This window comes from Planococcus wigleyi (assembly GCF_014836985.1).
Classification (GTDB): domain Bacteria; phylum Bacillota; class Bacilli; order Bacillales_A; family Planococcaceae; genus Planococcus; species Planococcus notacanthi.
The window spans coordinates 1,059,988-1,083,143 of the sequence record NZ_JACSPU010000001.1 but is presented as its reverse complement, the minus strand read 5'-3'; the positions used below and the strand labels follow the sequence as shown (position 1 = coordinate 1,083,143).

The 23,156-nt window shown below is 43.4% G+C and carries 22 protein-coding genes and 2 riboswitches; of the genes, 9 read left to right on the top strand and 13 right to left on the bottom strand.

Annotated features, from left to right (window positions below; all coding sequences use genetic code 11):
* Positions 1-36: 36 nt before the first annotated feature.
* The 6 genes from dctP to H9630_RS05160 form a co-directional block, all read right to left on the bottom strand.
* A complete protein-coding gene (gene dctP / locus H9630_RS05185; protein WP_191714392.1) occupies positions 37-1,062 on the bottom strand; it encodes a TRAP transporter substrate-binding protein DctP in 1,026 nt (341 codons plus the stop codon).
* Positions 1,063-1,289: 227 nt separating this feature from the next.
* Positions 1,290-1,991, bottom strand: a complete 702-nt coding sequence (locus H9630_RS05180) for a FadR/GntR family transcriptional regulator (protein WP_191714391.1) — start codon at positions 1,989-1,991, stop codon at positions 1,290-1,292.
* A gap of 639 nt (positions 1,992-2,630) precedes the next feature.
* The gene (locus H9630_RS05175) at positions 2,631-4,820 is read right to left on the bottom strand and encodes a DEAD/DEAH box helicase (protein ID WP_191714390.1); all 2,190 of its coding nucleotides are present in this window, start codon (positions 4,818-4,820) and stop codon (positions 2,631-2,633) included.
* A 1-nt stretch (position 4,821) separates the two neighbouring features.
* Entirely contained in the window at positions 4,822-5,322 is a 501-nt protein-coding gene (locus tag H9630_RS05170; protein ID WP_404825526.1) for a hypothetical protein, read from the bottom strand.
* A gap of 284 nt (positions 5,323-5,606) precedes the next feature.
* The gene (locus H9630_RS05165; RefSeq protein WP_191714389.1) at positions 5,607-6,590 is read right to left on the bottom strand and encodes a bile acid:sodium symporter family protein; all 984 of its coding nucleotides are present in this window, start codon (positions 6,588-6,590) and stop codon (positions 5,607-5,609) included.
* Positions 6,587-7,990: an FAD-binding oxidoreductase gene (locus H9630_RS05160; protein WP_191714388.1), complete on the bottom strand. Its 1,404-nt coding sequence runs from the start codon at positions 7,988-7,990 to the stop codon at positions 6,587-6,589. Before H9630_RS05160 ends, H9630_RS05165 begins: the two co-directional genes overlap by 4 nt.
* A gap of 189 nt (positions 7,991-8,179) precedes the next feature.
* Here H9630_RS05160 and H9630_RS05155 point away from each other — a divergent pair, with 189 nt between their 5' ends.
* Positions 8,180-8,875 carry a FadR/GntR family transcriptional regulator gene (locus H9630_RS05155; protein WP_191714387.1) on the top strand — a complete coding sequence of 232 codons (696 nt, stop codon included), beginning with the start codon at positions 8,180-8,182 and terminating at the stop codon, positions 8,873-8,875.
* 84 nt (positions 8,876-8,959) lie between these two features.
* On the opposite strand, the gene H9630_RS05150 is transcribed toward H9630_RS05155, so the two are convergent.
* Positions 8,960-9,319, bottom strand: coding sequence for a hypothetical protein (locus H9630_RS05150; protein ID WP_191714386.1), 360 nt, complete (start codon positions 9,317-9,319; stop codon positions 8,960-8,962).
* Between the two features lie 96 nt (positions 9,320-9,415).
* Positions 9,416-10,717: a M48 family metallopeptidase gene (locus H9630_RS05145; protein ID WP_301610405.1), complete on the bottom strand. Its 1,302-nt coding sequence runs from the start codon at positions 10,715-10,717 to the stop codon at positions 9,416-9,418.
* Between the two features lie 271 nt (positions 10,718-10,988).
* A riboswitch (purine riboswitch) is annotated at positions 10,989-11,088 on the top strand.
* A 92-nt stretch (positions 11,089-11,180) separates the two neighbouring features.
* On the opposite strand from H9630_RS05145, the gene H9630_RS05140 reads away from it, so the two are divergent.
* Positions 11,181-12,383: an MFS transporter gene (locus H9630_RS05140; RefSeq protein WP_191714385.1), complete on the top strand. Its 1,203-nt coding sequence runs from the start codon at positions 11,181-11,183 to the stop codon at positions 12,381-12,383.
* Between the two features lie 62 nt (positions 12,384-12,445).
* Here H9630_RS05140 and H9630_RS05135 read toward each other — a convergent pair whose 3' ends face one another.
* Positions 12,446-13,162 carry a vWA domain-containing protein gene (locus H9630_RS05135; protein WP_191714384.1) on the bottom strand — a complete coding sequence of 239 codons (717 nt, stop codon included), beginning with the start codon at positions 13,160-13,162 and terminating at the stop codon, positions 12,446-12,448.
* A 374-nt stretch (positions 13,163-13,536) separates the two neighbouring features.
* Positions 13,537-13,642, top strand: a riboswitch (TPP riboswitch).
* Between the two features lie 88 nt (positions 13,643-13,730).
* Between H9630_RS05135 and H9630_RS05130 the strand changes: the two genes are divergently transcribed.
* From H9630_RS05130 to H9630_RS05105, 6 genes are all read left to right on the top strand, one after another.
* On the top strand, positions 13,731-14,321 hold the full coding sequence (locus tag H9630_RS05130; RefSeq protein WP_191714383.1) for a YkoF family thiamine/hydroxymethylpyrimidine-binding protein: 591 nt from the start codon (positions 13,731-13,733) through the stop codon (positions 14,319-14,321).
* A gap of 1 nt (position 14,322) precedes the next feature.
* A complete protein-coding gene (locus tag H9630_RS05125) occupies positions 14,323-14,904 on the top strand; it encodes an ECF transporter S component (RefSeq protein WP_191714382.1) in 582 nt (193 codons plus the stop codon).
* Entirely contained in the window at positions 14,897-16,327 is a 1,431-nt protein-coding gene (locus H9630_RS05120; RefSeq protein ID WP_191714381.1) for an ABC transporter ATP-binding protein, read from the top strand. Before H9630_RS05125 ends, H9630_RS05120 begins: the two co-directional genes overlap by 8 nt.
* Positions 16,308-17,063, top strand: coding sequence for an energy-coupling factor transporter transmembrane component T family protein (locus tag H9630_RS05115; RefSeq protein WP_191714380.1), 756 nt, complete (start codon positions 16,308-16,310; stop codon positions 17,061-17,063). Before H9630_RS05120 ends, H9630_RS05115 begins: the two co-directional genes overlap by 20 nt.
* Positions 17,064-17,227: 164 nt before the next feature.
* Positions 17,228-17,731 carry a DinB family protein gene (locus H9630_RS05110; protein WP_191714379.1) on the top strand — a complete coding sequence of 168 codons (504 nt, stop codon included), beginning with the start codon at positions 17,228-17,230 and terminating at the stop codon, positions 17,729-17,731.
* 219 nt (positions 17,732-17,950) lie between these two features.
* The gene (locus H9630_RS05105) at positions 17,951-18,415 is read left to right on the top strand and encodes a hypothetical protein (RefSeq protein WP_191714378.1); all 465 of its coding nucleotides are present in this window, start codon (positions 17,951-17,953) and stop codon (positions 18,413-18,415) included.
* Between the two features lie 154 nt (positions 18,416-18,569).
* Here H9630_RS05105 and H9630_RS05100 read toward each other — a convergent pair whose 3' ends face one another.
* From H9630_RS05100 to H9630_RS05085, 4 genes are all read right to left on the bottom strand, one after another.
* Entirely contained in the window at positions 18,570-18,929 is a 360-nt protein-coding gene (locus H9630_RS05100; protein WP_191714377.1) for a hypothetical protein, read from the bottom strand.
* Between the two features lie 595 nt (positions 18,930-19,524).
* Entirely contained in the window at positions 19,525-19,944 is a 420-nt protein-coding gene (locus tag H9630_RS05095) for a sporulation protein (RefSeq protein ID WP_191714376.1), read from the bottom strand.
* A 64-nt stretch (positions 19,945-20,008) separates the two neighbouring features.
* Complete coding sequence (locus tag H9630_RS05090; RefSeq protein ID WP_191714375.1) at positions 20,009-21,196, bottom strand: AI-2E family transporter; 1,188 nt, start codon at positions 21,194-21,196, stop codon at positions 20,009-20,011.
* Positions 21,197-21,254: 58 nt separating this feature from the next.
* Entirely contained in the window at positions 21,255-22,223 is a 969-nt protein-coding gene (locus H9630_RS05085; RefSeq protein ID WP_191714374.1) for an LCP family protein, read from the bottom strand.
* 375 nt (positions 22,224-22,598) lie between these two features.
* Between H9630_RS05085 and msrA the strand changes: the two genes are divergently transcribed.
* Entirely contained in the window at positions 22,599-23,129 is a 531-nt protein-coding gene (gene msrA, locus H9630_RS05080) for a peptide-methionine (S)-S-oxide reductase MsrA (RefSeq protein WP_191714373.1), read from the top strand.
* Positions 23,130-23,156 lie beyond the last annotated feature (27 nt).

The following is a 23,156-nucleotide window of genomic DNA, read 5'->3' as shown; positions in this document are numbered from 1 at the left end:
CACTTCCTTAACTGTACTTTGAAGAAACTTTTAGTTTTAGATTCCTAGTTCCTTTTTAACATCGTCGAAAATCTCTCCATATTCACTTTCAATAATTGGCCATACATCTTTACGCACTTTATCAGCAAATACTTTAACTTCTTCGTCTGTTAATTCGATGACTTCTACGCCCTCTTCTTCAATGAGCTCGTTATATTTATTCTGCTCTTCTTCTGCTTGAGCAAAGGCTGCTGTTTCAAATTCTTTGGCCACATTCAAGATTGCTTCTTGATCTTCTCCATTCAAACTTTCGAATTTGTCTTTGTTCACTGTCAGATAATGCGCTTCGAAATGTGTATTGATCGGCAAAATGTATTCGCCTAGTTCACTTAATTGGTTGTAATATAGTTCCGTTCCACCACCTAGAACTCCATCTACAACACCTGTTTGAAGTGATGTAAACATTTCCGATGCCGGAAGTGGCGTGACAACAAATCCGATACCCTTCCCAAACTCCTCGAAAGACTTCATCGCAGGAACCCGAATTTTCATGTCTTTACTGACGTTAGGGTTTTTAGGATCTAATGCTTCTTTTGCTAAAAATACAGAACCGAAATATTGAGGATAAACAGCTAATAGTTTAATGTTTTGTTTCTCTAGTTGTTCTGATAGATAGTTGTTCAGCATTCCATCTTCAGAGTTATAAAGTTGCTTCGCTTCTTCCCAGTTGGTCACAAGGTAAGGAGCAATCGCTACCTGAAGCGACGGATCCACGTTCGTTCCCAATGTAGCTAACTGCATTTCTATCTCACCTGTTGAAACACTTTCCTGAACAAGTTGGTAGTCGCCCAGTTGAGAGTTATCATAAATCTCAATATTTACTCTACCCTCAGTTTCATCCAAGACATTCGTTACAAATTCATTTGCACTTTTATCTGTCCGAGTATCAGCAGGTCGAATATGGTTCAACTTCCATGTAACTTCTTCGCCCCCATCTCCTCCTGCTGAACTTCCTGAACCACAAGCTGCCAAGATCGATAGCGTCAAAACCAGCACCAAACTTAAAAGCCATTTCTTTTGCATAACATTTCTCCTCCCTTTTCCGTGAAAATAAAACGCTTACATCAATATTGTTCAATTGTCCTACAATTAAACAATCGTTATAATTTATTATAATGCCTTAATAGCAGATTGCAATGATTATTTAGAAAACTTATTTTATTCAATCAAATGTTTCAAAAATAATTGCCCAAAATAAAAGGATCTATGATTTAATCATAGAACCTGCTTAACTCTAAATTGGATTAAGATTATTTTTCTGTATCAGTCAGATAGCTTTGAGCATTCTTCAAGTGGTTATACATCGCCTTTTTTGCTCCTTCAGCATCAGCTGCTTTAATAAAATCAAAGATAATTTTATGTTCTCCTATCTCACCTAATAAATCCTGTTGATCGTGTTTGTTCATGATTACTTTTCTAAGTCCTAGAAGTTCTAGCGTGATTGACTCCAAAAACTTCCACAAGATTTCATTATGAGCAATTTTTGCGAGTTCCATGTGAAATGAAAAGCCAACTGTTGGAGTATAGTAGGTACCATCCTTAACTTGATTGAAACTCAATTCAATGATGCCTTCCAAATTTTTAATATCTTCTTCCGTAGCATTCAATGCAGCTCGATAAGTAAGCTCCGGCTCAATGATCAAGCGTGTATCCATCAAGGACTCGTAAGTACTATTCTGCCGCAGTGTATGAATGAGTTCCATCTTTTGTATATTTTGATGGGACTCTTCTGACACATGAGTACCACTGCCAGCTTTAGAAGAAATTATGTTCAGATGATCTAAAATCTTCAGGGCTTCCCTGATACTATTCCTGCTTACTTGAAATATTCTTGCCAGTTCTGTTTCAGTGGGTATTCGATCCCCTGCGGTCCATTCCCCATTTTTAATCAAGTTTATAATTTCATTCAATACATCTTGATAGATTGAATTACGTGGTGGTAGTTTATACATTTTATCCCCCTAAGAATTGAAATTCAGCAAAGTCCTATAAAATTTCTCCCGATTGTGCTGCGTCCATATTCTTCAATTAATCATAACCAACGGAAAGACCGTACGCAAGATTAATAAAAAAGAGAGTTGTGTAATGCAGAATAGAAGTGGCGTTGACACAACAAAAACATCACCGGAAGAATGTGCCGGAATTATTGGACAAAAAATCAACCCATCAGAGCCTGTAAAGTGTTTATGAACACGGTGACATTTCTCTAATTTCGCTCAATCTCAGAGTTTTCCATAACCGGCGCGATTGTTGAACATCAAAAGCCTGATTTCCCTAGTACTCAAAAGGGAAATCAGGTTTTATTATATATACGATGCAAAATAGCACTTAAAATAGATACAAATCGGCTCCGAAAGCGACAAATATTTCCATCTTCTTCTCGGTACTATCAAAAACCATCGTTTTTGATAGGTTAAAATTATTTATTTATTAATTTATCTTCAACTCAAAGTTCTTCCCCATACAATGGTTTTATTTCGCAAGAAGTCATTTGACCTTGAAAGAGCGAGACGTCGAGGAAGTAATACTGTTCACCTTCGACAGCTTGCACACATAATTCTTGATGGTCAACTAAGAATTTATAGTGATAACTACAATATTTCACTTAATATAGTCCAACATTCGTCTTTAATATCATCTTTATAATTTTCAGTACAAATAAACAACTCATTGTTGCTCTTATCTTTTCTAACAAATCCTCCTTTTAAATTATGTTTAGTTAAGTATCTTTTTAACACTTCAAATTTCTTTGGTGAGTAACGATCAATATCTTCGCTACTTCCACTTCTGCTAAATCCACCTTTTGTTTCAACAATCCAAATTTCACCATTTTTCGAAAGTATATAATCGGGATAAAAAGATTTTTGTTTACCGAAATTATCTTGATAAACAATAGAAAGGTAGTCATTGCCTTTATCACCATTTCTATATACCCATTCAACCTCTTTAGAATCATTACAGTATTTCTCAAATGTTTTTTCGGAATCAGACCGAATTTCTGCGGAAGATAAATAACCTTTATATACGCTACTTTCGTATTCTCGTTGCACTCTATTATTTCCATCAAAAGTAAATAAAAACTCTTTAGGAATAGTTATTTCTCTTTCTGTAATATCTTTAAGATCTAACGCAACTTGTATATTAACACCAGACATGGCTGATCTAAAATCTTCTTTTAATCTGTAGAAGTTATTTATTACAAATGCATAAACTTCTTTAGTTTCTAAGTTCAAAAGTTTGTTTTTATATTCAACATTTTTATCAAATAGGCGTCTAATAATAGTATTCATTTGTTCATAGGGTAAACTCAATTGAACCCCTAACGTACTTACCCTATTATGGTACTCCCGTCCGTGTCTATGCGTGTTTAATGGTTCTACTAAATTAATTTTTTCTAGATTTTCAAACTCTTCCACTGTCAAAGTATGCACTTGACCTGTGAAAGTTTGCTTAATTATATTCTCTGAAAATTTATATCCTTTAGCTTCCATTTTATTTTTATTATGAGTTGTTTTTTTCGTCAACTCATATTCATCCTTGAAATAATTTTCCATTGTTTTTAACGATAACGACGCATCTCTTGGCGCCCCTACCCCAGTTTTGTGCTCAGTAATTAAAGTGATATTTCGGAGCTCATTTTTTAAAAATAATTTTGCAGCATCTAATGCACCTTTTCCTAAATGCAATTTCACTCCTTCTGTAAACCTTTCATCAAATGTATACAAATAACAAGAATCTAATAAATCATTCTCGTAATGTTTTACTTCGGGCATTCTCCGTATGCGCCCAATAGTTTGAATTTCAAATGTCTCTCTAGTGTTTTCTCTTAATTTAACAAGAATATGGGCTCGCGGGCAGTCCCATCCTGTAGCAATAGCCTGCTTAATAATCACGATAGTAGGCTTAGCATTTAACTCTTCAATTTCTTCAAGATTTTGTTTTTTATCACTCAGCCAAACTGCAAGTAATCCATTTTCATAAGTAATGTGTTTGGTTGCTAAGTATCTTTCAATTTCATCTAATAATGCGTCACTATTATTAGGAAGCTGCACAACCATTAAGGGATTTATAATTGCTTTTCTTTCAGCAAAACCTGACTTCAATTCATCTAATTTATCTAAAGCTTTATCTAAAAGAAAGTTTACTGGGCTTTCGATTTCAAGGTTTCCACCAAAATTCTCATTAATAATGAGCATTTTCTTAATTAGTCCTTCTGCTATTACATCAGACTCCGATACTTCAATCAAAGTAGCGTTAGTATAATTTTTAGGTGTAGCAGAAGTTCTTATTATCTTTTTAGGTTTGAATAATTCAATTAGATCACTAGCTCTTACAGTATCGTTTTGATGAGACTCATCGATAATGATTGTAAATTCGAGCCCTTCTCTATGGGCACGTTCAATATGCTCTAAGAAATTAGTTCTTTCGGATTCTTTTAGAGCTGTATTTCCTTTTTTAGTTAACTTTTCCCAGTTGATAAAACACGCATCATTTTCTTTAAATCCGTAGGTCATAACATCTGATAAAAGTTTTGTTGAACTGTTATGAATATAAGCATCCATCTTGGCTTTGCTTTGTTCTTCTAAATTTCCTTTTCCAGGAGTTAACCATACAAAGACATTGTTAAAATGCCCTTTTCCGTATTCGTCCATAAAATGAGTAATTATAATTGTTTTGCCCGAGCCTGTAGGGCTTTTTAATACAACTTCTTTCTTTTCGTCATTCATGCTTTCTGTTAGTTTAGCTATCGCCTTTATCTGAAAATCAGCTAACTTTGCCATCTCATAGTCCCCTTAGCTCTTGAAAATAGTAATCTGGTATAACGTTGATTTTAATTTTATTTTCAAACAATGCCTTTTCTTGTTCACCAGTTGCAAGAACGTTATGTCCTAAATATACTACTCTGTAATCTTTATTTTCTTCAAGATTTTGCATAAATCCTTCTAATTCTTCATCACTTAAAATGATTGCAATTTCCTTGTTGTCTGTGAAGTTAATTGCATTTTCCAATTCAACCAGCTCGCGTACCCGTTCAAGAAGTTGATCTGCGTATTCATAGTAAAATCGGTTTTGCGTAGGGATAAAATCAATTTGATAGTATTTTAAATTTAAATTTTTAAATTCATTTTCATTTATTATTCTTAAACGCTCATATGTGACTTCTTTGCAAATATTATTTTCATTATTTGTGCATAATATAAAGTTACGTTGACCATCATCTTCTTTATTTATTTCCATAACTGCATGGCCAGTTGTTCCAGAACCAGCAAAGAAATCTAAAATGATACTATCTGACTTAGATATGCTGTTCTATATGGCCTGCTAAGAACTCGCGCCTATTGGTTTTATATTCTGTTTCTTCATTTCTTTATCCTAACATGGTTCCGCTCGCATCTATAATTATCTTCAGCTTTCATTTTACTAGAGTAGGATGTAATTACAATAATAACCAACTTTGACTTGACGCACCCTTCTTAATCTTTAGCCAAAATCAACCACAAAAAAACCGCCCATAAATGGACGGCTAATAGTTTCCTATATATGATAAATGATTCACCGACACTCTTTCAAACCTTCCAAGGCTTAACCTCTACCCCTCTATCCACCCCAACTACTTCCTTCTTATCAGCCGATTTCTTCGACCAAATCGTCGCAAGAATCGGTCCGGAAATATTATGCCAGATTGCGCCCCAGACACTTGGAAGTGCAGCGAGCGGGCTGAAATGGGCTGTGGCTAAAGCGACGCCCAAGCCGGAATTCTGCATGCCCACTTCAAGTGAAATGGCACGTCGGTCTGTTTCATTGAGCCCCATCGCCATCGCTGTCAGATAGCCCAGCAATAAGCCGAAGCCGTTATGCAGGAATACTGCAAAGAACACGATGAATCCTGAACTGATGACATTTTGCGCATTGGCTGCTGTAACTGCAGAGACAATGATTAAAATGGCTGCAACGGAAATGAGCGGTACGATGGTGACGCTTTTGGCGAATGCTGTCGGGAAAAACCGTTGAACCAGAATGCCCAGCGCAATTGGAATGATGATCACTTGAACGATCGACAGGAACATCGATACCGGATCTACCGGAAGCCATTGGCCTGCCAGCAGCAATAACAACAGCGGCGTCATGATGGGTGCCATCAAAGTCGATAATGACGTCATTGCAACGGACAACGCCAGATTTCCTTTAGCAAGATAAACCATAACATTCGATGCCGTCCCTCCAGGAACGCAGCCGAGGAGCACGAGTCCCGCAGCCAGTTCAGGCGGCAATTTCAATACATAAGCGATGGCGAATGCTGCAAACGGCATGATTAAAAATTGTGCCGCTACTCCGATGACGACAGGGAGCGGACTTTTGAAGATGATTTTGAAATCGACTGGCTTCAGCGTCAAGCCCATTCCGAACATAACGACTCCCAGCAAAATGGTGATGTAGCTGCCGAAGCCCAGGAACGCGGCTGGGAAGAAAAAGGCCAGCAACGCAATCAGGACGACCCAGACGGCAAAGTATTTTCCGGCGACTGCACTAATGGACTGCAAAACTTTCATTGGGTCAGCTCCTTATGATCGACATTGATATTTTTTCCAGGGTTCAGCAAATTATTCGGATCCAGGGCTGCTTTGATTTTTGCCATGACGTCCAGTGCAGCTCCGTGTTCTTGTTGCTGGTATTTTTTCTTGCCGATGCCGACACCGTGTTCTCCCGTGCATGTGCCGCCGCGTTCAAGTGCATACAAGACGATGCGTTCATTGAATTCCTGCGCTTTGGCCACTTCTTCCGGGTTGTCCATGTCCATCATGATGAGTGCATGGAAGTTGCCGTCGCCGACGTGCCCCACGATGCCCCCTGGCAATTCAAGTGCCATCAGATTTTCCCGTGCATGGCTGACCGCTCCTGCCAGTTCAGAAATCGGCAGGCAGACATCCGTCACCATCATTTTTTTGCCTGGATGCCCGTGGATATAGGCATAAGCCAAGGTATGGCGTGCTTCCCATAAGCGGTTGCGCGCTGCGGTATCCGTTTCAAACGCCACTTCGATGCAGGCATGCCCTTGGACGATTTCCTGCATGAATTCCACGTCCTGACGCAGTCCCGCTTCATTTCCATGAAACTCTAAAAACAGTGTTGGCCCCTCTGTATAAGCGGTTTCGTTGTATTTGTTGACTTGTACCATGGATTGCTCATCCACCAGTTCGACGCGGGCAATCGGGATGCCTGCCTGTAAAATGGATACGACGGCTTCCACGGCGTCTTTAACCGTCGGGAACGACGCGCGGGCTGCTGTGATGTGTTCCGGGATGCCGTATACACGAAGTGTCATTTCAGTAAAACAGCCGAGCGTCCCTTCTGAACCGACAAACAATCCATTCAAGTGAAGGCCTGAGGAAGATTTTGCTGCTTTGTTGCCGGTATGGATAAAGGTTCCATCCGCCAATACCACTTCCAAATCCCTTACTTGATCACGCATAACTCCGTACTTCACTGATGTGGTGCCGCTGGCGTTGGTGGCGGCCATACCGCCAAGCGTCGCATCCGCTCCTGGATCTACTGTGAAAAACAAGCCGTATTTCTTCAGTTCCTTATTGAGCTGGGTCCGTGTTACACCCGGCTGTACAGTCACAAGAAAATCCTCTTCAAAAACTTCCAAGACTTTGTTCATCAATGAAAAATCGATGGTGATGCCTCCGCGTTGCGGAATGACATGGCCCTCTAAACTGGAACCAAGTCCGAATGGGATGACGGGAATCTGATACTGTGACGAGATTTTCATAATCTCCGAAACCTGCTCCTTGTTTTCAGGGAAAACGACGATGTCCGGCAACTCCATTTTGTGATAGGATTCATCTTTCCCATGCAATTCTTTAACGGTTTCATTAACGCTGATCTGCTCTGGTGTCAAGTGCTGCTTCAAGCTTTCAAGGATCTTTTCCTGATTGTCGATTGCCATGCTGTATCGCCCCTTTAGTAAAATTCAGTATAATAAAAGAAAGGTTTATACTTTCTTTAAGAATTGGTCCAACCAATTAACCTAATTATACATAATACTCTGAAAATCACAACGAAATGTTCAGACATTTACAAAAATATTCTGTATGATGATGAAAAGTAGAAAAAAGCTGGCGGGGAGAGAATCTTTTTGAATCCTAAGAAACGAACCTATGAATTGATTGTCGAACAGATAAACATGCTCTGCTTGGAACAAAATTTACATCCCGGTGACCGGCTTCCTTCCGAACGGGATCTCGCCAGCCTATTCGGTGTGAGCCGAAATTCAGTGAGAGAAGCATTGAAGGGACTGGAAAGCAAAGGATTTATCGAAATACGCCAAGGGGGCGGAAGTTTCCTCGCTGCTTCCAAACGCGATACGCTTGGCAAAGAACTCCGCACGCACATAGAGGAGACACAAGCTCAATTGATCGACGACATGCTCGAACTTCGCCGAGCTTTTGAAGTGGAAGCGGTTTCTCTGGCAGCACAACGGGCAACTTCTCAGAACCTAAAAGCCATTCGGCATGTGCTGTCGCAAATGGCTGACGCCGTAGACGATCCGGAAATGGGCGTCCAGGCAGACTTGGATTTCCACTTTCAGGTCGCTTATGCTGCAAAGAACCAACTTTTGATCGATTTGATGGAAACACTCGCCAAACGGATGGAAGAAAATATAAGGGCTACCCGCAGCCAACGGTTCACCGATAAAAACCGGCATCAGGATACACTCAAAGAACACGAAGAAATCTACCTTGCCATCGCCGACGGCAACAGCGACTTAGCGAAGCAGCTGATGGAGAAGCATATCTCACGGATTCGGATGGAATTGTTCAACACTCCATAAATAATTGTAGGCAATTGGCCAGTTACGAAAAAACGCCACCTTCTATGAAATCATTTGATTTCGAAGGTGGCGTTTTTGATGAAATTACATTAAATATGAGCTGATGAGGAAAATGAGTCCCAGGGTTACCGCAAAAGACAGCAACCTCCGGATCAATTCTTTAATCGGCTCTGCAGGCTCGGGCCGGTTGAATAGCCCGGCAGGCATCCGGCCAAGTGCGAAATAGACGACATCATCCAACAAGCTGACAGACAGGATGACCAACATGGTGATTGGCGCGAAATGGCTGTCCCCTTGCGAGTCGTACCAGAAACCGAATAGCATGAATAAGGTTAAAACCAAGGTGGGAACGACCCATATAATGCCTTTTCGAAAGTTACCGATGACTGATAAGATGCCCCCGATCACCCAAACAGCGATGAATAGATTTTGAACTGTGAACATCGGAACACTCCTTTGATCTAGTTGGATTCAGCTAAAAAGCGCCGATCCACTAAAGTGATCGACGCTTTTTCGTGAGACACGCAAAGGCGGGTTTCTTTATTCCAGCATCTCCACTAACTCCGCTTCACTTTCTGCTCCCATATGGTCCATCGCACTCAGACCATCAGGACCCGGCAAGGCAGGGTCAGCTCCTTTTTCAAGCAACAGCAAGGCCGATTCATGTTCCCCGTACATCACGGCTGAACCTAATGCCGTTGAGTAATTATCGGACGAGTTCACATCAGCCCCTGCGTCGATCAAAGCGTTGATGATGGCCGTGTCACCTGAATAGACGGCGTACATCAAAGCATCTGTGCCTTCAGAGTCCTTGGCGAGTACATCTTCCCCATCCGCAAGCGCTTCTTGGACACCCGCGAGATCGCCCATCGATGCCGCAGCCATCAATGGCGTCTCGCCTTCAATTGAAAAGTCATCTTGAATCGAATAATCGTCTTCAATAAAGGTTTCATTTACATCCGGCAAAAACTGAGAAAACGCCAATGCCCCTCCTGCAAAAAGAGCAACGGTCAGGAAATAGGCAGCTCCTATAACTCCGACCATCAATGTCGCGCCAAGCACGATTTTCCCGTGGTCCGGTTCGTAAAACTTCGAATCTCCTTGAGCGAATTGTTCGATGGATTGGATGCGTTTTGGCAGACGCGGATGCGTCGACAGTACTTCACTCAACCAGACAACGGCGTTGGTTTCCGTAGCGATCTGTTCGCGGTATGCGTCTTCGTTCACTTCCAAATACGTCTTTTTGCCGATTCCAAGAAGCGTCAATGCGCGTTTTGCGGCTGGTGCATTTTGAATCGTGTAGGCCGCGTGACGGTCACACGTGTATTCACATGACCGGCTGTACGCTTCGCTGAGAAACGGAATAAACCCAGCAGGCAAGATCAAGAGGTTTTTCCAGATATGGCGGCGCTTCACATGGGCCAGTTCGTGGGCAATGATAAAGTCCAGTTCTTCCTGTCCCTGCTCGCGCGCCATTTCAAACACTTCCGAATACAAAACGACCATATCGCGGCCGAAGAAACGGGTGGCGAACGCATTCAGCGCCCCTTCAGATTGGATGACAAAGACATCCGGTACTTTCTTCAGTTCCATTTCCTTTGCCAACACCTGAACGCGTTCATAGACATCCGGAAACTGCCGCTCGTGAATCCGGACGCCATTGCCGCGGATTGAACCGAGCATGATGGCATTGGTGAAAAGCAGGATGATGAAAATCGTAATGGCAATTGCAATCCCGATAATGGACACAATGGCTGCCGCGTAGATAAAAATGCTCAATAATAAACTGATGAAAAAATAGACGTTTTCCCTTTTCGATTGAATCATGCTCTTGTCCATCATTTACTCCCTCTCATTTTGGAATATCTTACATATAATAGCACATCGTACCCATTTATGGTCGGCGAATTTTATTAATTATCTAATTTATTTCTTTGGTGAAATTGCCATCTAATCTTCCGAATCGTTGATACTCGCTTTTGCATTCAATGACCAGCGACTGGCTGAAATTTGCAGAAAGCCAGAACCGATTTTCGTTTGTATTTTTTGTCTGTGATTTGATTTTCTATCCTGATAGCTTGCAGAATTTTGGAGTCTGTAGTAAGATTTTCAAAGTAAATACTTCATAAGCGTCTGTATAACCTTAAGAATATGGCTTAAGGGTCTCTACCAGGAACCGCAAAATCCTGATTACAGAAAACGATCTGTTCGTTTTTTGTAATCAGGATTTTTTTGTGTTTTCTGAATGGGACCTTTAAGCCATTTTTTTATTCTATTTTATTTTTGAAAGGAAGCGTACGAACCCATGAATTTGAAAGTATACATCCTAGCATTATCCACAGTTGCAGTCGGACTCGTGGAACTGATTGTCGGAGGCATCTTGCCGACAATCGCCGAAGAGTTCGGCGTCTCGTTGAGTTCAGCCGGGCAGTTGATCACCTTATTTGCATTAATCTACGCCATTGCCGGACCCGTCTTGCTGGTGGCGACCAGCCGATTCGAACGGAAGAAAGTTTATTTGATTTCCTTGTTCATCTTTTTCCTTGGAAATATCCTGACGTTTTTCAGTCCAGACTTTACGTGGATGATGATTGCGCGCGTATTGACCGCTGCAAGTACGGCACTTATTGTCGTTTTGTCGTTGACCATTGCGGCGAAAATCGTTGAACCGCCTTACCGCGCAAAAGCAATCGGCCTGATTTTCATGGGCATCAGCTCTTCGCTCGTTCTTGGGGTTCCGCTCGGCATCCTCGTTTCAGATGCCTTCGGCTGGCGTGTGATTTTCCTTGGCATCGCGGCATTGTCCGTCGGCTCGATGGTGCTCATCGCCCATTACATCCAGCCAATTCCTGGCGGCACAGCCATCCCGCTCAAACAGCAGTTAAAAGCAGTGGCGAGCGCTAAAATCGGCTCCGCTCATCTCGCGACTATGTTCATGCTTGCCGGACATTATACCGTTTATGCCTACTTCACACCATTTTTGGAGACCAACCTGCAGCTCAGTTCGTTCTGGGTCAGCCTTTGCTACTTGCTGTTCGGAATCGCAGCTGTGAGCGGCGGTGCGATCGGTGGTACCATGTCCGATTCGATCGGCTCAAAGAAAAGCATCATCATCGTTATTTCAGCGTTTGCGGTTGTCTTATTCCTGCTTCCGCTGACAACGTTCTCGCTGATTATTTTCCTGCCGGTGATGGTCATTTGGGCAGCACTGAGCTGGAGTTTGGCTCCGCCTCAACAAAGCTATTTGATTGAAACCGACCCTGCCACATCAGATATTCAGCAAAGCTTCAATAACTCCGCCTTACAGATCGGAATTGCGCTGGGTTCTGCCATCGGCGGCTTCACCTTGACGCAAACCGGCTCCGTCTCAAGCACCGCTTGGGTTGGCGCTGTAATCGTCTTGATTGCCCTTGCCTGCGCCGTCTTTTCGCTGACGCGCCCGGCAATCAACCGCGATGTTCAAAAAGCTGACAACCGGAAATTCAATGCCGGTTATGAGCAAAATTAACACAGACAATTAAAATCTCCGATGAAATCAATAGATTTCATCGGGTTTTTTTTTGGCTTCACTCATTTGTTTCGATTCGGGAAAATAAAGTCCAAAGGCGATTTTCGCTTTTTGCGCAAGATGCCTTTCTCCTTCGCTTCTTTCAGCCACTCGGGAAATTCATTCAGCATTTGATTGTACAGTTCTTCATCCGTCACTTGGTCGATGTCCGAGACATGGAAAAAATTCGCGTTATCCACGAAGCGGCCTTCCATCGTATCCAGTTTTCTCAAGACATCAAAGTTCGAATCCCCGATCCCGATAAATTGCCAAAAGATCGGCTGAGTCGACGATTCCACAATGAATTTCTTAATGCCGGCTTTGCATCCGCCATCGTTGATGAAGACCAGAAAAACCGGGACATCGCTCGGTTCTTCTTTCGTGTATTTCTGAATCACATCTTTCATGACTTTCGGTTCGTCGTTTCGCCCGAACTTGTGGACACTGTCATTGGACAGGATGTTTTTTTCTACGTAGCCCATGAAAATTTCTTCTGTCGCTGCCGGCAAACGGGAAAATTCGTTGTCATACACCCAGACATCCAGCTCGCCATCATCGTCAAATTGGCTCGCTACTGCCAGCACCCGTTCCACAACTTCCTGCACGACGCCGTCGCGATACAGCTTTCGCATCGATCCTGTAATATCCAAGACAATGCCGACTTTAGCCGTAACACCGGTCAATTGTTTTTTCTCCAGCACAATGCTCGCTGTTTTCTTTTTAAGGGAAATGGTACTCATCAAATGCCCTCCTACAGTCATAATGACTCCAGTATAACGAAAATCTGCAAACTTAAGAAGAAAATATTGGAAAAATTTTTTCTAAACTTATTTCTTTTACTAAAATATATATCGAGAAGCGAGGAGATAACTCTAGATAATCGAAAAAACTGACTTTACCACTCAAAGCGCCGGTACGTCCATGGGCGGAGCGATGAAACAGGTGCTCTTCCTGGTTCAACGCGTGAGCCATGCCCAAAGCGACCGAAGCGATTTCAGAATCCCAACCTAAATGACTACTGAGTACATCTTTCTAATCTCCCCTTTACATCCTCCACCACTTCCTCTACACTAAACCCATCGGGAACAACCCGAACACAAAAACCGCATACCGTTTACTGCACTAGGGGTGCCCATTATGGCTGAGATGCAAGCGCAAGCTTCGATCCCTTATAACTCGATCAGGATAATACCTGCGTGAGGAAGTGCGGCGCATTTCTGAAATAATTCCTTTTGGTTATTTGTAGATTATGGCTGCATCTTCACGGATGCGGTCTTTTTTGTGCAAATTTTTAGGAGGAATGTTGATATGGAACCATTGCAATGCGGTACCAGTCCAATTGTCGGATTTCGCTTTTCGCTTCATCCGATGACCGGCGATTTCATCAAAGTCATTAAAGGAGCATTGAACGAAACGGACACTTCAAACGTCTGGATGCACACCGATGACGTTTCGACAGTCATTCGCGGCAAACAGAATCACGTATTCAATGTCGCGAAGGCATTAGCTTTGCATACTGCAAAATCCGGTGAGCATGTCGCGTTGTCCGGCACCTTCTCAATCGGCTGCCCAGGCGATTCATCAGGGGACGTCTACTTGGAAAAAGACGATGAATTGTTGAATACCGATTTCACCAAGCAATACGTGTCTTCCCAGTTTGCGCTGTATCCGATGAACAATCCGGATTACATGGCAGTCATCTACCAGGAAGTCGACCGTGCCAAAAAACAAGGCGTCTTCAACGATTCCATGCATTACGCCAGCGGCATTCACGGCGACATCCATGATGTCTTCGCTTTTTACGAAGAGGCCTTCACCAACGCCCGTTCCGATAAACATCGCCATTTGGTGATGACGGTATCGATGAGCATCAACAGTCCGTCTCATGGAGGGCTGTAACATGCTGAAATCATGGAAATTAAAAGAAGTCGTCTTGATGTCCCTGTTTGCGGTCGTCTTTGGCATCGTTTACTTGCTGTTTCTCCACGTCGCGAACATTTGGGCAGCACTGATTGGCCCCCTTGCCTATGAATGGATGTTCGGCATCTGGTTCATCGTCTCGATCATTTGCATGTACATTATCCGCAGACCGGGTGCTGCGGTTTTATCCGAAACTATGGCTGCTGCCATTGAAGTGCTGATCGGCAATGCCGTCGGTCCCCGTCTGATCTTGTCAGGCGTTATCCAAGGGCTTGGTGCTGAAGCCGCGTTTGCATTGACCGGCTATAAGCATTTCAATATCCTTGTCCTTATGCTTGCAGGTATTGGATCGGCCGTCTTCAGCTTTGTCTACGGTTATTTCGTATCGGGCTATGCGGCACTGGATCCGTCATTCGTTGCGTTGATGTTCACCATCCGTGTCCTCAGCGGTGCTGTTATCGCTGGAATCGGCGGCAAGTATATTGGCGATGCCTTGCTTGCGACCGGTTCGCTCCGCGGCTATGCAATTGCACGCACGAAAAAAGGTGATGTGAATGCCTGAAGAGATTTTCTCTTTAACGGACCTCTCTTTCCGCTTTCCGGAAGATGACGAAAAAACCTTAACAAGCATTTCCTTTTCAGTCGAGCAGGGTGAACGGCTGGTCATCTCCGGTCCAAGCGGCTGCGGAAAAAGCACTTTATTGTATTTGCTCAATCGCCTCTATCCCGATAACTGCGATGGTCTGGTAGACGGAGAAATCCGTTTGTTCGGGAAATCTGCGGATGAATATGCGCCAGGTGAAATTAATCACCGCATTGCGACGGTTTTCCAGGATCCTGATTCCCAGTTCTGCATGCCGACCGTTGAAGAAGAACTGGCATTCACGCTGGAAAACCTGCATGCACCGCTTGCTGAGATGGAACCGCGCATCACCACCGTTTTGGAAGTCACTGGACTTTCACATCTGCGCCATTCCGTTATCCAATCTCTATCCGGAGGAATGAAACAGCGCGTGGCAACCGCTTGCGCATTGATCATGGATCCGGAGGTTTTATTGCTTGATGAGCCTTTGTCTCACCTTGACCCTTATACTGCCAAACAATTTGTCGAATGGCTGGAAGAACTTCAGCAGCAGTCCAACCTGACTATTGTTGCGGTCGAGCATCGTCTCGATAGCTGGGGCACATTTTTCGGGCGAGAAATTCAAATGGGCTGTAATGGCGCTATAGACGCAGACCACCCATTCATACCGCGGCTGCCGGTTTCATTTCCTGAACGGCAGTCCAGTTGCCAGTCGGAAGTGGCCTTACAGACAGAAAAGCTTTCTGTCACAATCAAAGATCGGCAACTGCTTGCACCGGTGTCTTTTTCCGTCAGCCGTGGCGAAGTGGTGGTGATTGCCGGACCGAACGGCAGCGGCAAGTCCACTTTGGCAAAATCGCTGTGCGGCATCTACAAACGGACGACCGGAAAGGTTGAATCGGATGGCATCGGCTATGTACCTCAATCGCCGGAGTACCTGTTTCTGACCCAAAGTGTCCAACAGGAAGTCGCTTTTTCTGGGGCCTCCACTCCGTTCGAGTTAACCCAATTGATGGATAGTCTGCGTCTTGAGGAAATACAGAAAGCCCATCCATTTGCCATCAGCCATGGGCAAAAACGGCGCGTAGCGATAGCTGCCATGCTCGCGGATAAACGGCCAGTGCTGTTGATGGATGAACCGACCTCCGGACAGGATACAGCTGCGTTGCTTGAGCTATTTGCTTTGATTGACCAGCGCGCCAAAGAAGGGGCAACTTTTCTGATCATTACACATGACATGGAATTTGCGGCGAGCTTGGCTGATTCGGTGCTGCTTATTAAAGACGGTGAAATGACCGGCAAGTTTGCTGCAAAAGATGTTTGGCAAAATGATAAGCTGCTGGAACAGCATCATTTGCTGGCGCCGAAAGGAGTGTCCCGTCTTGCGGAATCTTTTGCATGACATGAATCCGTCCGTCAAGTTTGTCCTTGTTACCGTGTCGATGCTCGCACTGGCATTCTTCTTTAACCCTTGGACGCCGCTGCTGTTTTGGTTGGGTATTCTCCTCCTGCAGCTGACGATGAGCCGCACAAAATGGAAACTCTGGCTGTTGTTCATGCTGCCCTTTTCAATCGGCGCTTTCGGCTATTTATGGACCACTGTGGTATTCGGTGCAGACACAGGCGGGACTGTCATCTGGTCATTTGCCGGAATTGACGTGACGGATGAACAATGGGCTCGTGCGCTGTCATTGGCCTTACGTGTGATGGCGTTTTCCACTTTGTCGTTGCTGTTTGCATTCACCACCGATCCCGTGAAATTCATCATGAGCCTGATGCAGCAGCTAAAGCTGTCGCCTAAAATGGCATATGGCATCATGGTCGGCTATCAGTTTCTGCCGGTCATGAAAGACGAATTTACCCAGATTCAGCAGGCACAACGACTGCGTGGTGCCGAAATGAAAAAATACAGTTGGCAGCGTTTGCTCGAGATGCGCCGCATCTTGATTCCAATGCTTGCAGGCGCTGTCCGAAAAGCGGAACGTTCTGCATTTGCCATGGAAGCAAGAGGCTTCACCGGAGAGCCAAGAAGTGCCTATTATCGGCCGGTCAGGATCGGTCGCACCGATATATGGATGTCCGGAGTTTTTTTGGTCATTCTGCTCGCCAGTTGCATTGGCGGCAGCTGGCTGAGCTGAGATAATCACGTTCTCTACTAGTGGACATCCCTTTATGAATCCATCATTAAAACACTTTTTGACTGCAACCACTTTGGCGGCAACTTATTTCCCTTACGCTGCCGGCTGTGTTAATTTAAGTGGAAGCAGTGATTGCTAATTTATCGCTAATGGAAGGATTCAGCATGTACGTGACATTAACGGATTTCATCAATGAATGGCAAAAAGAAGCCGAATTGACTCAACAGGTCCTGGAAGGTTTAACAGATCAATCGCTGGAACAAAAAGTCTATCCTGAAGGACGGTCTTTGGGCCGAATCGCCTGGCACATCACGACTGGCATTCCCGACTACTTGGCTCATTTCGGATTAGAGATCGAACAGGTCAAAAACAGCGAAACCGTTCCATCCTCAGCTAAAGAGATTGCTGAGACATTCAAACACCTCAGCCAAAAAGCTTCGAAAGCACTTCAAGAACAATGGACGGATGAAACCTTAAAGCAAGTGCAAAACGCTTTTGGCCGCCAGGAAACGAACGCTCAAATTCTAATGGGATTCATTAAACATTTGGTCCATCACCGCGGGCAGATGACGGTGCTGATTCGCCAAGCTGGCCTCAAGCCTTTTGGTGTTTACGGTCCCCCAAAAGAAGATTGGATTAAACTTGGTGTAGAAAATTCCCCATTATAATGAACTGATCGACTAAAAAGACGATTCCCAATTGGAGAATCGTCTTTTTTTATTTCTTTTTTACTTTTTACTTTTTTTGTTGTTGCGTGTTTTGAACTTTTCTATATAACATTATGTAGTTTTTTACATGTATTATGGATAACAGCCATTTGTTCCCGAGGCTGCTATCGATTATAATGAAAGCAGTTACATATTTCGAATCGACGGGGAGGAATTACTGTGAATCGCTTTCAACTGCTCGATGAACAAGATAGCCGGATTTACTTTACCTTTGTCCCTCACCATCCGCATTTGTTTCCGTTGTTTGAACAGCATCTGGAAACCGTACTTGAGCGAGTCGAATCCACCATTTCTTCCGGCTACTCGAAAATATGGATCTTGAAAAAAATTGCGATCATCTGTGAAGATAAAATCAGCTACTTCCCTGACAATGAATTATTGATTGAGCCCAATACATTTATGGATACTTCTATACAAGAAGGTTACATAATATTATTATTTATTAAAGAATCGCCTTCTGCTCCCTTTGAACTTCAGCCTACCCGAAGCATTGAGAATCATCGGAACTTCGAAGATGCCCAAAAGGCAGCAACCGAGCAAATAGCCAGCCTGAAAAAAGCATCCCCCCACATCGAAATTAAAGCCCTCGGCGCCAAAATGATCTACGATATCCCTTTGAAGTGACCACTTCCATAATCAGCCACTGCACTTTCAACTGATTATAAAAAAACCATTGCTTACACTTGTCCTCAAAAGGCAAGCTTGGGCAATGGGTTTTTATGTATTTTATTTTGACGAGTAGGGACTGGACATCAGTATCTGCTTGCTCCACTCGGCTCTAATCGATATCCTGCCGCTTGCTCTTGTTGATCCAGTAAACCAGAAAAGCGACGCATAATACGATGATGGCTGTTTTCCAATCGACTTGTCCTGCTTCTTCATCCAATTCTGCCTTCACCAGTTCTCGTTTCATTTCGGCTGACGACATATCAGCGAGCTTTATTTCGAGCCTTGTATATTGAATTGCGGGCAAATGTGCTTTTTGTGGGTAAGCATCCGGCACAGCCTCGAGCAGAATAGCCGTTTGCACACCACCTTCCACATGATTGCGATTTTCCAGTTGTCCACCCGGCACATGAGCCTGAACATCACTGGATAGAAACAGGCTCAAGCACAGCAACAACATTGCTTTCTTCATCTGCCTCCGCTCCTATCAGCCGTAAGCTGGACTCCTTTGTTCTCCAGCTGCAATGCACCATTAGCAGGAATTTGGTAAAAAATAATAGAGGCTTCCTGGCAGCATTTGCTGTTCCACAGATGCTGAGCAGAGCACCTTTGAACAATAATTGCGCCTGAGCCTCTTCTACACTTCTGCTAACCGATAATTTCACGTCCAGACGGAATGTCTGAAAACTATTCCGAACAAAGGACGAAAGCGATCATGTCAGCATTCTCCCACTTTTCCTAACCGGTTCCTTCCACAAATACAGGGTCACGGCCTGTTGCTGCAGGTTAACCAGCTGGCTATTGCAACACCCAAGCACAAGCTTCGCTTTTTTTCGATAGCTTGTGCCTTTGTTTAATTTTTAATTTGTGTTCTCACATACCTTATCACAAGTGAGAATGATTATCAATATCATTAATGAAATAGAACAAAGTTTTCTAAATTTTCGTTGGCGCATACTAATTCCGCTTTGCTGAAAAAACTTCCACTAATCTCAGCATCGTATCTATTCATTTAATTAATTTCAGTTTCGCCCTCATCTGCAAGCATAAAAAAAGAGAGCTGAAAATCAGCTCTCGTATGTTCCATATGTGATTTCGTCTTCATCTTGTGCATTGACGCCATTTTTTACATGGACGACAGTACGCAAAATCAATTTTGCTTTTGGATGATCCACTATCCAGCGTTCATCAGGCATGATTTCAAATTGCTGCATGACCGTTTCTTTTGATTTGACCGATCCTGCAAACTCCATCGATTGTTTTCCGATGACCGTTTCGTAAAAATCGAAATCGCTGTCGTCCCGTGTATTTTCGACTAGTTTGATGACGTTCAACTCAATGAAATCAATTGTTTGATCGCCGTCTCCACCGTCCAGATACACTGTCCCGTTCAATGTTTCGCCTTCTTCGAGATGCGGCATTTCGACTACCGTTTCGACTTTTAAAGACCCGATGCCGATTGATGATAAAAAATCTTTGAACTTCATAACGTAGAAACCCCCAACTTTTGTTAATCCTTATATACCACTATTATGCTGTTTTAAAACAATCTTATAGTTCTGTATAATCGTATTGATTTTCCAAATTGGTTTCATGTTTGTTGTAACGGCGTTTAAAGAGCCTATAAAAATGGGAAATCAAGACCCGAAGCAACGCATACATCGGAATCCCTAAAATGACGCCGACAACACCGAATAGCGACCCCGCTGTCAAAAGCACAAAGATGATCGTCACCGGATGGATAAATAATGTTTTTCCCATAACTTGTGGAGAAATCAAATTTCCTTCCACCAACTGCACAACCGTCCAGACTATTGCCAGTTTAACCAGCATGAAAGGGGATGTAACAAGTGCAATAATGGCGGCAGGAGTGATGGCAATAGCAGGCCCTATATAGGGCACAATGCTGGTCACCATGGCTAAAACCCCCAGCAGCAAGGCATAATCCATGCCAATGATCAGGAATCCGATATAAACCATGACACCAATGCAAAACGCTACAATCAGCTGCCCTTGTATGTAAGCCCCCAATTGCTTATCCGCTTCCGTGAATACTTCACGCGTATCGTCGCGGAATCTGGGCGGCAAGAGTTTGAGGAAATACTCCGGCAATTTCTCGCCGTCCTTCAACAGATAAAACAGGATAAACGGAACGATGACCACCGATAAAATAACGCCAGTAATCGTTGAAATTAAACCAGTCACCCCTGTAATGATGCTGGTCACGGTATTTTGCAGGGTATCTGCAATATTGCCAGGCAACGTTGCAAGCAAGGTGTCGATTGTAAAGTTGGATTCACTGTAATAATCACCGATATACGAGGTTCTTAAAAAGGCATCCACATCCGTCAGTAATTGCATAAAATACGTCGGAAACTCTTCAATGAGTGTTTGGAATTGTGATTTTAAAAATGGAAATACCAAGACGATCAATAATGTGATCAGTCCGACCACGCCAAGAAAGATGATGAGAATCCCCCAAATGCGCGGAATTTTAAAATTCTCCAACATGCGCAACACCGGCCGCAGCAAGTAGAAGAGGATCAATGCCAACACAATCGGTAGGACTACGGTTTTCATGAATACGCTAAGCGGGTGGAAAATAAACGAAACCTCTTTGAAAGTGAAAACCACCAAGCCAAGCAGCAATAGCGTAATCAGCGTGAATATGGTATTTCTTCCGCCTAAAAAGCGAATATAATTTGTAGCAAAAAACGATGGCTTGTCCTCTGGCTGCATAAGCTTCCCCTTTTCTTAATAGACTATCTACTTTCATATTATCATATCATCTGATAATTTAGTCTAAGGGTTGTGACAAATATTCACTTAAGGCCTGTTTGTTCTGTTCTACATCAATATCGAGAACCGATCCTGCATGGGAGTAATTTCCGTAACTATAGCTGTTTTCAACAGGCAAAGTCAGACGGCCCACTTCCCCGCTTCCGCCGGTTGCCAACTGTGTCGCCAATTTCACTTGATCGGTCAGAGGCATATCCGTTTGGACATAGCCTTGCAAAGCTCCTGCCATTTTCGGGTATTTCGGAATCGCAGAAATGCTGATCAATTCGTCTTTCATGCCCGCAATCACTTGTTGTTGGCGGCGCACACGGCCAAAGTCGCCTTCATCGTCTGCGCGGAAACGCGCATACCCTAAAAGCTCTTTGCCGTTCAGGTTCTGGACACCTGGCTCCAATGAGACCCCAATCCGTTTCGACATCGCTTTTTCCACATCGATTTCTACGCCGTTTGGAGCTGCCACATCAACCAGACTTTCAAAGCTCTCAAAATCAATCACTGCGTAATGATGAATTTCCACACCGAACATGTTTCTCAGAGTATCCGCCAGCAGATCCACACCGCCTTCACCGTGTTTTTCTCCTAAATAATAGGCTGTATTTAATTTATAGGATTGATAACCGGGAATGTCCGCATATATGTCGCGCATGAATGACGTCAGCTTGATTTCCCCATTTACTTTATCATGTGTAGCGAGCATCATTGTATCTGTGCGTGAAAATTCTTCTCCACGGGAATCGACACCCAATACCAGGATATTCTCGTAATCACCGTTTGCTTCATCTCCATCAAATGCTACTGGTTCTTGCTCGGTATTGTCTTCTGCTAAACTTACTCCACTTTTAAATTGTATGAATGCATAAGCACCAACTGCAATAAGAGCGACCATTAGCAGGAAGATGATGCCGCGCAGCCGTACTCTTCTTTTTCTGCGTCTTTTTCTTCTGACAGGTTGTAATTCTTCTTCCATAACAGATCTACTCCTTTCTAAACTTTTACGTCAATATGACGCGCAGGTATGCATTAAGTTTCAAGATTTCCTTTAAATAAATGAAAAGAATCAGGAATATAGGCTTTTTCTCATACGAAACCATTGAATTCATAAAAAAACTAATGCCCATTGCCGTTTGAAAGCCCACCTTTTGATTTCCAATGGTAAATTCATTGTAAATAAAACATTTTAATTGTCGTGAATCAAGCGGAGTGGTAAGATTTTTCTTACCTACTAAAAGATGATGTAGAAATTAGCTTTTCTTCCTATATAAACAACAAGATGCCGAAAAGCCCAAAATCTCATCCGCAAAGTATAAAACAGGTTATCACTAATTCGAGAGGAGACATAATTATGACAGAAAAAGCGACATTCGCAGGCGGCTGCTTTTGGTGCATGGTCAAACCGTTCGATCAGTTTGACGGCATTGAACAGGTAGTTTCCGGCTATATCGGCGGGCATATCGAAAACCCTACATACGAAAAGGTGAAATCGGGTACTACCGGACATATGGAAGCCGTGGAAATCACGTTCCAACCGGATATCTTCCCGTATGAACAATTGCTGGATATTTTTTGGCAGCAGATCGATCCGACTGACAACGAGGGCCAATTCCAGGATCGCGGCTCCTCCTACCGGGCTGCTATTTTTGTCCACAACGATCAGCAGCGGGCGCTGGCTGAAAAAACAAAGCAGGACCTTGATGCCAGTGGGCGTTTTGACAAACCTGTGGTGACAGAAATCTTGGATGCCGTCACTTTCTACAGAGCGGAAGAGTACCATCAGGATTTTTATAAGAAAAATGCCGAGCATTACAAAAAAGACCGTGAAGAATCCGGACGGGATGCATTTCTGTCCAATGCCTGGGAAAAAGTTGACGCTTGAAGCGTCAACTTTTTTTCCCCTCATTTA

What these genes read in the sequence shown, in the direction of transcription:
- dctP (WP_191714392.1), bottom strand. Translation starts at nt 1,062, where the DNA reads ATGCAAAAGAAATGGCTTTTAAGTTTGGTGCTGGTTTTGACGCTATCG.
- H9630_RS05180 (WP_191714391.1), bottom strand. Translation starts at nt 1,991, where the DNA reads ATGTATAAACTACCACCACGTAATTCAATCTATCAAGATGTATTGAAT.
- H9630_RS05175 (WP_191714390.1), bottom strand. Translation starts at nt 4,820, where the DNA reads ATGGCAAAGTTAGCTGATTTTCAGATAAAGGCGATAGCTAAACTAACA.
- H9630_RS05165 (WP_191714389.1), bottom strand. Translation starts at nt 6,590, where the DNA reads ATGAAAGTTTTGCAGTCCATTAGTGCAGTCGCCGGAAAATACTTTGCC.
- H9630_RS05160 (WP_191714388.1), bottom strand. Translation starts at nt 7,990, where the DNA reads ATGGCAATCGACAATCAGGAAAAGATCCTTGAAAGCTTGAAGCAGCAC.
- H9630_RS05150 (WP_191714386.1), bottom strand. Translation starts at nt 9,319, where the DNA reads ATGTTCACAGTTCAAAATCTATTCATCGCTGTTTGGGTGATCGGGGGC.
- H9630_RS05145 (WP_301610405.1), bottom strand. Translation starts at nt 10,717, where the DNA reads ATGATGGACAAGAGCATGATTCAATCGAAAAGGGAAAACGTCTATTTT.
- H9630_RS05140 (WP_191714385.1), top strand. Translation starts at nt 11,181, where the DNA reads ATGAATTTGAAAGTATACATCCTAGCATTATCCACAGTTGCAGTCGGA.
- H9630_RS05135 (WP_191714384.1), bottom strand. Translation starts at nt 13,162, where the DNA reads ATGAGTACCATTTCCCTTAAAAAGAAAACAGCGAGCATTGTGCTGGAG.
- H9630_RS05130 (WP_191714383.1), top strand. Translation starts at nt 13,731, where the DNA reads ATGGAACCATTGCAATGCGGTACCAGTCCAATTGTCGGATTTCGCTTT.
- H9630_RS05125 (WP_191714382.1), top strand. Translation starts at nt 14,323, where the DNA reads ATGCTGAAATCATGGAAATTAAAAGAAGTCGTCTTGATGTCCCTGTTT.
- H9630_RS05120 (WP_191714381.1), top strand. Translation starts at nt 14,897, where the DNA reads ATGCCTGAAGAGATTTTCTCTTTAACGGACCTCTCTTTCCGCTTTCCG.
- H9630_RS05110 (WP_191714379.1), top strand. Translation starts at nt 17,228, where the DNA reads ATGTACGTGACATTAACGGATTTCATCAATGAATGGCAAAAAGAAGCC.
- H9630_RS05100 (WP_191714377.1), bottom strand. Translation starts at nt 18,929, where the DNA reads ATGAAGAAAGCAATGTTGTTGCTGTGCTTGAGCCTGTTTCTATCCAGT.
- H9630_RS05095 (WP_191714376.1), bottom strand. Translation starts at nt 19,944, where the DNA reads ATGAAGTTCAAAGATTTTTTATCATCAATCGGCATCGGGTCTTTAAAA.
- H9630_RS05090 (WP_191714375.1), bottom strand. Translation starts at nt 21,196, where the DNA reads ATGCAGCCAGAGGACAAGCCATCGTTTTTTGCTACAAATTATATTCGC.
- H9630_RS05085 (WP_191714374.1), bottom strand. Translation starts at nt 22,223, where the DNA reads ATGGAAGAAGAATTACAACCTGTCAGAAGAAAAAGACGCAGAAAAAGA.
- msrA (WP_191714373.1), top strand. Translation starts at nt 22,599, where the DNA reads ATGACAGAAAAAGCGACATTCGCAGGCGGCTGCTTTTGGTGCATGGTC.